The 11,013-nt window shown below is 75.7% G+C and carries 9 protein-coding genes and 2 pseudogenes; 9 read left to right on the top strand and 2 right to left on the bottom strand.

Going from position 1 to position 11,013, the window contains the following annotated elements; all coding sequences use genetic code 11:
• A pseudogene (locus EAD96_RS29250) lies at positions 1–135 on the bottom strand (aldehyde dehydrogenase family protein); the annotation flags it as partial.
• Here EAD96_RS29250 and EAD96_RS29245 point away from each other — a divergent pair.
• The 7 genes from EAD96_RS29245 to EAD96_RS29215 all read left to right on the top strand — a co-directional run bounded on the left by EAD96_RS29245 (position 131) and on the right by EAD96_RS29215 (position 8,128).
• The gene (locus EAD96_RS29245) at positions 131–544 is read left to right on the top strand and encodes a BlaI/MecI/CopY family transcriptional regulator (protein WP_199733336.1); all 414 of its coding nucleotides are present in this window, start codon (positions 131–133) and stop codon (positions 542–544) included. The pseudogene EAD96_RS29250 and the gene EAD96_RS29245 overlap by 5 nt on opposite strands.
• A gap of 10 nt (positions 545–554) precedes the next feature.
• Positions 555–1,460, top strand: coding sequence for a M56 family metallopeptidase (locus tag EAD96_RS29240; RefSeq protein WP_121686509.1), 906 nt, complete (start codon positions 555–557; stop codon positions 1,458–1,460).
• 103 nt (positions 1,461–1,563) lie between these two features.
• Positions 1,564–2,811 (top strand): cytochrome ubiquinol oxidase subunit I, encoded by a 1,248-nt coding sequence (locus tag EAD96_RS29235; protein WP_121686508.1) that lies wholly within the window; start codon positions 1,564–1,566, stop codon positions 2,809–2,811.
• 11 nt (positions 2,812–2,822) lie between these two features.
• Positions 2,823–3,830: a cytochrome d ubiquinol oxidase subunit II gene (locus tag EAD96_RS29230; RefSeq protein ID WP_121686507.1), complete on the top strand. Its 1,008-nt coding sequence runs from the start codon at positions 2,823–2,825 to the stop codon at positions 3,828–3,830.
• Complete coding sequence (cydD, locus tag EAD96_RS29225) at positions 3,827–5,509, top strand: thiol reductant ABC exporter subunit CydD (RefSeq protein ID WP_121686506.1); 1,683 nt, start codon at positions 3,827–3,829, stop codon at positions 5,507–5,509. The genes EAD96_RS29230 and cydD overlap by 4 nt, the downstream gene beginning before the upstream one ends.
• A gap of 34 nt (positions 5,510–5,543) precedes the next feature.
• Positions 5,544–7,382 (top strand): thiol reductant ABC exporter subunit CydC, encoded by a 1,839-nt coding sequence (gene cydC, locus EAD96_RS29220; protein ID WP_121686505.1) that lies wholly within the window; start codon positions 5,544–5,546, stop codon positions 7,380–7,382.
• Between the two features lie 62 nt (positions 7,383–7,444).
• Positions 7,445–8,128, top strand: coding sequence for a permease prefix domain 1-containing protein (locus EAD96_RS29215; protein ID WP_120571679.1), 684 nt, complete (start codon positions 7,445–7,447; stop codon positions 8,126–8,128).
• Between the two features lie 54 nt (positions 8,129–8,182).
• Here EAD96_RS29215 and EAD96_RS29210 read toward each other — a convergent pair whose 3' ends face one another.
• Complete coding sequence (locus EAD96_RS29210; RefSeq protein WP_121686504.1) at positions 8,183–8,524, bottom strand: PadR family transcriptional regulator; 342 nt, start codon at positions 8,522–8,524, stop codon at positions 8,183–8,185.
• Positions 8,525–8,669: 145 nt separating this feature from the next.
• Here EAD96_RS29210 and EAD96_RS29205 point away from each other — a divergent pair, with 145 nt between their 5' ends.
• Positions 8,670–9,629, top strand: coding sequence for a DNA primase (locus EAD96_RS29205; protein ID WP_121686503.1), 960 nt, complete (start codon positions 8,670–8,672; stop codon positions 9,627–9,629).
• 40 nt (positions 9,630–9,669) lie between these two features.
• Positions 9,670–11,013 (top strand): annotated as a pseudogene (locus EAD96_RS29200) (transposase); the annotation flags it as partial.

Genomic DNA, 11,013 nt, shown 5'->3' with positions numbered 1-11,013 from the left:
GAAGAAGATGCCGTTGACGATGCCCTCGACGGCCTGGTCGATCGGGGCGTCGTCGAAGACGATGTTCGCGGCCTTGCCGCCCAGCTCCAGCGTGAGCTTCTTGCGGGTGCCGGGGACCGAGCGTGCGGTGATGGACGTGCTGTGGGACGCGGCGCCCGCCTCGTCGGGTGGTGTGACGGTGCGCGAGGTCGCCGACGCCCTGGACGGCCGCGAACTCGCCTACACCACGGTCATGACCGTGCTCGACCGGCTCGCCGGCAAGGGCATGGTGCAGCGCGAGCGGGAGGGGCGCGCCTGGCGTTACCGCCCGGCCGCCACCCGCGAGGCGCACATCGCCCAGCTCATGCTCGAAGCCCTCGACCTCGGCGGCAGCCGGGACGCCGCACTCGTGCGCTTCGCCCGTTCGGTGACCGGCACGGAGGCGGACGTGCTCCGCGCCGCGCTCGGCGCCGAGGCCGGGGCGACGGTCGAGGACGGACCGGCCGGCCGGGTCGAGAACCCCCGGCCCGTTCGGCCGGCGCTCGACGAGGCGACGGACCGGTAGGGCGGCTGCCGTGGCGTACGCCCTGCACTTCGCCGCGATCATCCTGGCCTGCTGGCTGACCGCGCAGGTCCTCGCCGCCGCGCGCTGGACCTGGCGGGCGCCCCGGGTGGCGATCCTCTGCTGGCAGGCGGTCGGGCTGGCGCTCGGCCTGTCCGCCATGGGGCTGCCGATGGCGTTGGGGCTCGACGCGTACGACCGGGCGACCGGGTACGCGCTGCTGGCCCTGGCCGACGACCTGGCCCACGGCACGCTGCCCGCCGGGGTGGGCGCGGTGCACCTCAGCCTGGTCGGTGTCGGTCTCGGCATCGGCGTGGTGCTGCTCACCACGACGGTACGCAGCCTGCACGGGGCGGTCCGCGCCCAGCGCCGGCACCGGGAGCTGCTGCACCTGGTGGCCCGGCGTGACCCGACGGTGCCCGGCGCGCTGGTGCTCGACCACCCGAGCGCGGCGGCGTACTGCCTGCCCGGGGTGCGTCCCCGGGTGGTGGTGAGCGCGGGCACGCTCGACCTGCTCGACCCGGCCGAGCTGGCAGCGGTGCTGACCCACGAGCGCGCGCACGCCCAGGAGCGGCACGACCTGGTGCTGCTGCCGTTCACCGCGCTGTGCCGGGCGCTGCCCTGGTTCCGGTGGGTGCGGGACGCGCACGCGCGGGTGGCGTTGCTGGTCGAGATGCGCGCCGACGACAAGGCCCGGGAGCTGCACGCGGACGCGCCGCTGGCCGGTGCGCTGCGCCGGTTCGCCGCCGCCGAGCACCGGGTCCAGCCGGCCGGCACGCTCGGACTCGGCGACCGCGACCTCGACGTACGCGTGCAGCGGCTGCTCGTCGCGGACCGTCCGCCGCGGGTGCTCGGCGCGATGGCGCTGGCCGTCGCCGGCACGCTCGTCTCCCTGCCGTTCGCCCTGTTCCTGAGCTGACCTCGCCCCCTACGGGACTTATCCGGGTTCGCGCGCCCCTATAGGTAGCCAGGCTACGTGTAGGTTGGCTACGACAAGAGAGCCAACCCATGGGAGGACGACAGTGGACCCGCTGCTCCTCGCCCGCCTCCAGTTCGCCACCACCACCTCGATCCACTTCCTGTTCGTGGCGGTCACGCTCGGCCTGGTCACGCTGCTGGTCGGGTTGCAGACGGCCGGCTACCTGACCGGCAAGCCGGTGTACGAGCGGCTGACCCGGTTCTGGGGCCAGCTCTACGTGATCAACTACGTGCTCGGCATCGCCACCGGCATCGTCATGGAGTTCCAGTTCGGGCTGAACTGGAGCGGGCTGTCGCGCTACGTCGGGAACGTGTTCGGCGCGCCGCTGGCCATCGAGACGCTCGTGGCGTTCTTCCTGGAGTCCACGTTCCTCGGCATGTGGATCTTCGGGTGGCACCGGTTGCGGCGCGGCGTGCACCTGGCGCTGCTCTGGGGCGTGGCGATCACCGCGTACGCCTCGGCGTTCTGGATCATGGTGGCGAACGCCTGGCTGCAGAACCCGGTCGGGTACGAGGTCCGCGACGGCGTCGCCCACCTCACCGACTTCGGCGAGCTGCTCACCAACCCCACGTTCGGCATGGCGTTCGGCCACGTCGTCTCGGCGAGCCTGGTCACCGGCGGCCTGCTGATGGCCGCGGTGAGCGCCTGGCACCTGCTCCGGCGCACCCCCGACTACGCGCTCTTCCGCACCTCGCTGCGGCTCGGCCTGGTCACCGCGGCGCTCTCGGTCAGCATGCTCCAGGGCTTCGGCTTCGCCCAGTTCGGCCCGGTCGCGCAGCTCCAGCCGACCAAGTTCGGCGGCGGCCCCGATCGCGACGCGCTCGTCGCCGACTGGACCGCGCGGTTCGGCCCCGGCGACTGGGAACCACCGGTGCTCTCCAACGTCGGCCTCGGCTTCATGATCCTGATCGGCTTCACGCTCGGCGCCCTCTGGCTCCTGCTGCCGCTGCTCTGGCGGGACTGGATCATCCGGCTGAAGGTGCCGCTCTGGCTGATCCTGCTCGGCCTGCCGCTGCCCTTCGTGGCGATGCTGCTCGGCTGGATCGCCCGCGAGGTCGGCCGCCAGCCCTGGGCCGCGTACGGGCTGCTGCCCACCGCGCAGGCCGTCTCGCCGGTCCCGCCCGGGCTGATGCTCACCTCGCTGATCGGGTTCAGCCTGCTGCTCGGCGCGCTCGCGGTGACCAACTGGGTGCTGCTGGCCCGGCACGCCGCCCGCGGGGCGCACGACCCGGCGCTCGGCCGGCCGCCCGCGCACGACACCGACGCCCACCACCAGCCCGTGTCCGTCTGAGGGAGCCCGCCGTGGAACTCGCCTGGTACGCCCTGCTCGGCCTCTTCTTCGCCGCCTACCTCGTGCTGGGCGGCTACGACTACGGCGTCGGCCTGCTGCTGGCCCGGCGTGGCCCGGCACCGGGCAGCCGGGCCACGCTCACCGCGCTCGGGCCGTTCTTCCTCGGCAACGAGGTCTGGCTGGTGGCCGCCGTCGGCATCCTGTTCGGCGCGTTCCCCCGGCTGGAGGGCGAGCTGCTCTCCGGCTTCTACCCGGCCGTGCTCGCCGCGCTGGCCGGGGTGGTGCTGGTGACCGCCGGGGTGCAGTTGCGCAGCCGCCCGGCCTCCGCCGCCGCTCGTGCCCGCTGGGACCGGGTGGTGGTGGTCGGCTGTCTGCTCGCGGCGCTCGGCTGGGGCGCGCTGCTCGCCGGGTTGCTCCAGGGCGTGCCGTTGAGCGCGGACGGCCACGTGGTCGGTGTCGGTCACCTCGCCACCCCGTTCGTCGCCGCCGCCGGGCTGGCGCTGCTCGCACTGGTGGCGGTGCACGGTGCGACGTTCCTCACGCTCCGGCTGCCCGCCGCCGACGCGCCGGCGCTCGCCCGGCTGGCGAGCGGCCTGGTGCCCGCCGCGCTCGTCGCCGTCGCCTCGGCCACCGTCCTGGGCATGCTCTCCGATCGGGTACGCGCCGCGGTGGCGCGCCCGGCTGCGGCCGTACTCCTGCCGTTGGCGCTCGTGGCGGCGCTGCTGGCGGCCCGTGCGGCGCTGCGGCGGGGGCGGGCCGGGATCGCCTTCGCGGCGACCGCGACGGCGCTGGCGCTTCCGGCGCCGCTGATCGGAGCCGCGCTCTGGCCCCGGATCCTGGTCTCCACCACCGATCCGGCGGCGTCGCTGACAGTGGCCGAGGCGGCCGCCAGCCGCCCGACGCTGGCCCTGTTGGGATGGCTCGCGTTACCGCTCCTGCCGGCCCTACTAGGCTTTCAGGCGATGTGCTGGTGGGTTTTCCGGGGACGGATCGACGGCAGGGCACCGGTGTACTGGTGAACCGCCGCCCGTTCGACCCGCGTCTGCTGCGTCGGGTCCCCGCGGCCCGGCGCGACCTCGCCGTGCTCGCGGTGCTGGGCGGGCTCACCGCGCTGCTGGTGATCGCCCAGGCCACCGCGCTGGCGACGCTGCTGGCCACGGCGTTCGACGGGCGGCTGCACCGGCCGGCGCTGGCCGGTTTCGTGGCCGCTGTCGCCGGGCGGGCGCTGGTGAGCTGGGCGCAGGGCACCGTCGCGGCGCGGGCCGCCGCGACGGTCAAGGCGGCGCTGCGCGCCGACCTGCTCGGCGCGGTCGGTCGGCACGGGCCCACCTGGGTCGCCGGGCAGCGGGCCGGGCAGCTCGCCACCCTGGCCGGGCGCGGGCTGGACGCGCTCGACCCCTACTTCACCGGCTACCTGCCGCAGCTCGTCCTGAGCGTCACCGTGCCGGTGGCGGTGCTGGCCCGGATCGTGTTCGCCGACTGGAGCTCGGCGCTGATCATCGCGCTCACCATCCCGCTCATCCCGATCTTCGGCGCGCTGCTCGGCTGGCAGGCGCAGGCCGCCACCGAACGGCAGTGGCGCCGGCTGTCGCTGCTCGGCGGGCACTTCCTCGACATGGTGGCCGGGCTGCCCACGCTGCGCGCGTTCGGCCGGTCCAAGGGGCAGGTCGACGTGGTACGCCGGATGGCCGACGGCCACCGCCAGGCCACCATGAAGACGCTGCGCATCGCGTTCCTGTCCGCGCTGGTGCTGGAACTGGTCGCCACGCTGTCCGTCGCGCTGGTCGCGGTGCCGGTCGGCATCCGGCTGCTCGGCGGCGGCCTCACGCTCTCCACCGCGCTGCTGGTGCTGCTGCTCACCCCGGAGGCGTACCTGCCGCTGCGCGCCGCGGGCAGCCGGTTCCACGCCAGCATGGAAGGGCTCACCGCGCTGGACGAGGCGCTCACGCTCTCCGCCGCCGACGCACCCGCCACCACCGCCGAGCCGCGCCGGCCCGCGCCGGGCGGCCGGGGCGAGATCCGGTTCGAGGGCGTCACAGTCGCGTACGACCGGACCACCGCGCTGCGCGACGTCACGCTGACCATCCGGCCCGGCGACCGGGTGGCGATCATCGGACCCAGCGGCGCGGGCAAGAGCACGCTGCTCAACCTGCTGCTCGGCTTCGTCGCACCGACCTCCGGCCGGGTCACCGTCGACGGGGTGGACCTGGCCGGCGTCGACCTCGACACGTGGCGGCGCGAGCTGGCCTGGGTGCCGCAGCGGGCGCACCTGTTCGCCGGGTCGCTCGCCGACAACATCCGCCTCGGCGCGCCGGACACCCCGGATGCCGCGCTCGCCGCGGCGGTCACCGGAGCCGCGCTGGACGAGGTGGTCGACGCCCTGCCCGACGGGCTGGACACCCGCCTCGGCGAGCGCGGCCACGGCCTGTCCAGCGGGCAGCGGCAACGCGTCGCGCTGGCTCGCGCGTTCCTCCGGGACGCGCCGATCGTGCTGCTCGACGAGCCGACCGCGCGGCTGGACAGCGCCAGCGAGGCGGTGGTGCTGGACGCGACCCGGCGGCTGGTCGCCGGGCGTACCGCGCTGCTCGTCGCGCACCGGCCCGCGCTGCTCGCCGACGCCGACCGGATCCTGCGCGTCGAGGACGGCCGGGTCACCGAACTGCACGCGACCGCCACCGGCCCGGGAGTGTCCCGATGAGCCCCGTCTCCCCCGCCTGCCCGGTGGTGGCCCGGTGACCGCCAGCGACGGCGTGACGCCGGTGGGCCGCGAGCCGGCCGGGCCGACCGGGGTTCCGGTCGCCCCCTCCGGCGCACCGGAACCGCCCGCGCCTGCCCGCCCCGGCGCCGAGCGGGCGGTGCTGCGACTGGCCCGGCCGTACCTGAGCCGGCTGCTCGGCGCCGGGCTGCTCGCCGCCGCGACCGAGTTCGCCGGCCTGGCGCTGATGGCCACCGCCACCTGGCTGCTGATGAGCGCCGCCGGCCGGCCTCCGCTGGACCGGCTGACGGTGGCCATCGTCGCGGTCCGGGCACTGGCGGTCAGCCGGGGCGTGTTCCGGTACACCGAACGGCTCGCCGGGCACGACGCCGTCCTCCGCATGATCACCGACGTGCGGGCCCGCGTCTTCGCCACGCTCGCCGCCCGGCGCGAGACCGGCCGCCGTACCGGGGACGCGCTGAGCCGCCTGGTCTCCGACGTGGAGGCCGCCCAGGACCTGCTCCTGCGCGTCCTCGTGCCCGGCGCGGCGGCGGCACTGGTCAGCGTGCTCGCGGTCGGCGTCGCCGCGCTGATCTCACCACCGGCCGCCGGGGTGCTCGCGCTCGGCCTGCTCGTGGCGGGCGTGGCGCTGCCCGCGCTCGCCACCCGGATCACCCGCCGCGCCGCCGACGAGGTGGCCCCGCTGCGGGGCGCGCTCGCCGTGGACGCGGTCGACCTCACCCACGGCGCCGCCGACCTGGCCGCGTTCGGGGCGACCGGCGCCGCGCTCGCCGCCGCCGACGAGCGGGCCGGACGGCTGGCCCGGCTGGAACGCCGGCTCGCCGCGACCGGCTTCGCGGTGGACGCGCTCGGCGTCCTCGTCGGTGGCGTCACCGCCGCCGCCGTGGTGGTCGTGGCGCTGCGGGCCGAGGTCGGCGGCGTGCTGGTCGGCGTCCTCGCGGTCGGCTCGCTCGCCGCCGTGGAGGTGGCGCTCGCGCTCGTCGCGGCGGCCCGCCAGCGCACCCAGCTACGGGCCGGGCTGGCCCGCGTCGCCGACCTGCTCACCGAACCCGCCACGGCGACGCCGCAGCCCGCGCCGGAGTCCCGGACCGACGGCCACGACGTGCGGTTCTCCGACGTGACGGTCCGCTACCGGGCCGGTGCCGCCCCCGCTCTGGCCGGGTTCGACCTCGATCTGCCGGCCGGCCGCCGGGTGGCGGTGGTGGGGCCGAGCGGCGCCGGCAAGAGCACGCTCGCCGCGGTGCTCACCGGCGCGGTACGCCCCGACACCGGCCGGGTCACGGCCGGCGGCGTGCCGGTGTCCGAGATCCCGGCCGAGCACCTGCCCCGGGTGGTCGGCGGCCTGTTCGCCGAGGCGTACGTCTTCCACGCCACGGTCAGGGAGAACCTGCTCCTCGGCCGTCCGGACGCCACCGAGGCGGACCTGACCGCCGCGACCCGGGCGGCCGGCCTGCTCGACTGGGTACGCGAGCAGCCCGACGGCTGGGACACGGTGGTCGGCGAGCAGGGCGGACAGCTCTCCGGCGGGCAGCGGCAGCGGCTCGCGCTGGCCCGGGCGCTGCTGGCCGCCCCGCCGGTGCTGGTGCTCGACGAGCCGACCGAAGGGCTCGACCCGGCGGCCGCCGACGCGGTGCTGGACTCCGCGCTCGCCGCCACCCCGGCCGGGCACTCGGTGGTGCTGATCAGCCACCGGCTCAGCGGCCTGGCCGGGCTGGACGAGATCGTGGTGCTCGAAGGCGGCCGGGTCGTGCAGCGCGGCCGGCACGACGAGCTGGTGGCACGCCCCGGCTGGTACCGGGAGCAGTGGCTGCGCCAGGAGGCCGCCGAGCGCGGCTACCTGGCGATCACGCCCTGACGCCCGGCCGATCGGGGTTTTCCCTGACGCGGGTGTCGCCCGTCGGTGGCAGGCTTGGCCGCATGCTGGTGCATGAGGAGGCAGTGGTCGACCGCCGGCTGCACGAACTGTCCGCGCGGTTGCACGGGCCGAACCGGCTCAAGGCCGACCTGCTGGCCGAGGCGCGGCACGCGCTGGAGGACGCCGTCGAGGCGTACCGGGACGGGGGCCTGCCGCGGGCGGAGGCGCAGCGGCGGGCGGTCGCCGAGTTCGGCAGCGACGCCCAGCTCGTGCCGGGTTTCCAGGCCGAGCTGGCCGTCGGCGCGCTACGCGGGCTGGCGCTGCGCACGCTCGTGGTGGCGGTGGTGCTCATCGCCGCCGGTGACCTGACCTGGCAGGGGTCGAGCTGGAGCGGCGGTCCGCCGCCACCGCAGAGCTACCTGCTGCTCTCCGCCTCGCTGAACGGCATCTGGGGTGTGGTCGCCGCGTTGGCGCTGATCGCGCTGCTGGTCGGCCCGCTCGCCGCCAAGTGGGGATCACCGTGGCTCGTCCGCTCGGCGCGGCTGATCGGTCTCGGTCTGACCGGCAGCCTGCTGCTCGGCGCGGTCGCCGGGGGCGCGCTGTTCGGCTGGTCGATCGGGCTGTGGGACGCCGCGCTCACCTGGCCTCCCCTGATCATCGGGATGGTGGTGGTCTCGGCGGCCTGGTTCGCCCTGGCCCGGGCGGCCCGCTGCTGGGTGCTCGCCGACCGCCGGCTGGCAAGCTGAGCGACCCGCCGCCGGCCGGTCCTCGGGCGGCCCCGGGGCGGCCGCCGGGCGCGGTCAGGCCGGTGCGATGGGCGGCTCGTCCGCGCCGAGGAACCGCCCGACGGTGGCGCTGAACTCGTGCCAGCCGGCCCGCTCCCCGGCCAGCGCCCGGCCGCCGGCATCGGTCAGCTCGTAGGTGCGGCGCTCCCGGCCGTTCACGGTGCTCCAGGTGCTCGCCACCAGCCCGGCCCGCTCCAGCCGGCGCAGCGCCGGATAGATGGTGCCGGTCGGCAGATCCAGCGTGCCGCCGCTCCGGGCACGCAACGCCTCGATGATCGCGTAGCCGTGCAGCGCGCCCCGTTCCAGCACGGCGAGCAGCAGCGCGTCCAGGTGTCCGTGCAGCGCCTGCGCCTTCATGCGTAGCAACGCTACTTGTCGCGCGGCCGGGACGCCAAGGGGTGCGACTCCCGGTCGGAACCGTCGCCCACTAGGGTATGTGCGCAGAGTCACTCGGCGGCGCGACGCCGTCGGGTGGGCAACCCGAACGCACACGGAGGTCAGCGTGGCCCGCCAGTCGCCCCAACGGCCCGACGCCGACGAGCCCGAGCTCGACGACACCGACGCCGCCGCCGCGGCCGACGAGGTCGAGGAGGACCGCCCGCCGGCCGACCGCGCGCTCTGGGAAGACGTGCGGATCGACCCGGTGGAGATCGCCCTGCCCTCCGGCACCGGATTCACGCTGCGGGCGTACCGGCAGGCGCGCGAGCTGACCCCGACCGACGTCGCCGAGCGCGACCAGGACGACCCGTTCCTGGCCCGTCGCCAGGTCGTCGAGACCGAGGACGACGAGGAGGTGGTGATCCTCGACGAGGAGTTCGCCGCCCTCTCCGCCGAGGAGGACGACGAGGACGAGGAGAAGGACGCCAAGGCCCGCCGCAAGGACAAGGCCGGCGCCTCGGACGACGAGAAGGCCGAAACCGAGACCGAGGACGACGCCGAGGACGAGGACGAGGACGAGGACGACGAGGCGGGCGACGAGGAGGTGCCGGTCTTCCTCACCCACAAGGGCCGGCTCCTGCTGTTCAAGACCCCGGAGTCATTGGTCACTTTCATCCGTTCCGGTGCGCCCAACGACCTGTCCCAGCTGGACAGTTGGAATGAACTGTCCGAACGGCTGGAGCCGGCCGACATCGCCCCGCTGGACGAGGACACGTACGAGCTCGACCTGGTGGTGGAGAACCTGCGCGGCGGCCACGACGCGTGGGACCACGAGCTGCTCATCGAAGCCGGTGAGATCGCCCGTGACCTGGCGTACGCCCTGCGGCTACCCGCCGTGCTGGACATGCTCTCCTCCGGCTCCAGCCTGGACGACCTGGACGAGGCGCTGCGCGCTTCCGTCAACGGTGGCGTCGGTGGTTTCCTGGGTCGTCGCCGGCTGAAGAAAATCGGGGCACAAACCGCAAGCTTGGGTTGGCGCACCATTGTCGGCAAGATCTCTGCGGTTGTGGACTGGCGCGACTGACCCGAAGCGGGGAGCATCAGTCTCTGGCAGAGCAAGACCTGTGTCCCGGGAGGAGGACGACGCCGTGGCGCTCGTGCGCGTGTACTGCGGTCTGGCCTCGGCAGATCCGGCCGACCGAACGGCTTCGGCCGGAACGACGCTGACGTCCGCTGTGGTCGACGACGCAGGCCGTCTGCTGCACGTCTGCGAGATCGGTGACGATCCCGCCGGTTACGCCCGGCTGGTCGCGCTGCTGGTGGAACGGTCCGGCGGTCCGAGCGGCGCGGCCATCGCCGCGGACAGCGACGACCACATCGTCACCTCGCTGCTCAGCGCCGCCGGCCGGCCGCTGGCGATCGCGGACGACGACTCGGTCGACGACTTCGCCGAGCGCTTCGCCGACGACGACTCCCTGGAGGAGATGAACTCCCCGCCCGCCGAGCGCCGCGCGGTCGGGCTGGCCCGCGCGCTCCAGGCCGGCGCGCTCTCCGCGGTGACCCTCCCGGCGCCGCGTGAACTCGCCGGATACACGCAGGTCCTGGCCGCGCACGCGGCGCTGGCGAGCGGCCGGCACTCGGCCGCGGTGACGCTGCGCGAGGTACTCCGCGAGCTCTACCCGGCCGCGCTGCGGGCCTACCCGGATCCTGCCGACCGGGTCGCCCTGGCCGTCCTCGACGCGCTGCCCGAGCCGGGGATGCTCACCGGCCCCGCGGGCCGTGGTGGCCGGGACGGCGCGCTGGCCGCCGACGCGGTCGTCGCGCAACTGGCTGGCGAGGGCGTGGCCGACGCCGACGACGTCTCCGACGCGGTGACCGCGCTGCGCGTAGCCATCTCCGAGACGCCCCGGCGGGCCACCGTCAACCGCACGCTCACCGCGGCCGTCGCCGAGACCGTGCGCCAGGCCGTCGCCTCGGTCCGGACCTGCGACGCCGGCTGCGACGCGCTCGTCGGCGCGCTCGCCGAACGCACCGCTCCCGCCCCCGCGACCGGCCGCCGGGCCGCCGCCCGACGGGGAGAGCAGGTCGACGAGCTGGCTTCGACGTCGGCGACCGACCTGCGTCCGGTGCGTTCGATCCCACCGGAGCCGATCGCCGAGCCCCACCGTGGACGTCCCGAACCGGCCGGCGCACCCGAGCCGACCGGCCGTCGCGGCCGCCCCGAGCCGGTCCCCGGTGGGCGGCGCAGCCGTCCGGAGCCGCTGTCCGGTGCGGCCGCCACGACGACGCCCCGGCCGCTCGGCCCGCCACCGGTCGCACCCGCGCCGGTGACGCCGCCGCCGGTCGCCCCGGCCCCGGTCACGCCCGTCGCCCCGGCTGCCGCACTGGGCCGGCCGTCCTCGGCTCCCCCGGCACGGCCCGAGCCGACCGGCGCGCCGCTGCCGTCGCGGGTGGACGGCCCCACCAAC

Origin of the sequence: Micromonospora sp. BL1 (assembly GCF_003667485.1) — a bacterium.
GTDB classification, from domain to species: domain Bacteria; phylum Actinomycetota; class Actinomycetes; order Mycobacteriales; family Micromonosporaceae; genus Micromonospora; species Micromonospora tulbaghiae.
The sequence above is the reverse complement of the archived record's forward strand: the minus strand, read 5'-3'. Positions and strand labels throughout refer to the sequence as shown.

Excerpts from the sequence above, each read along its gene's own strand:
- EAD96_RS29245 (WP_199733336.1), top strand. The coding sequence starts at position 131 with ATGGACGTGCTGTGGGACGCGGCGCCCGCCTCGTCGGGTGGTGTGACG.
- EAD96_RS29215 (WP_120571679.1), top strand. The coding sequence starts at position 7,445 with ATGCTGGTGCATGAGGAGGCAGTGGTCGACCGCCGGCTGCACGAACTG.
- EAD96_RS29210 (WP_121686504.1), bottom strand. The coding sequence starts at position 8,524 with ATGAAGGCGCAGGCGCTGCACGGACACCTGGACGCGCTGCTGCTCGCC.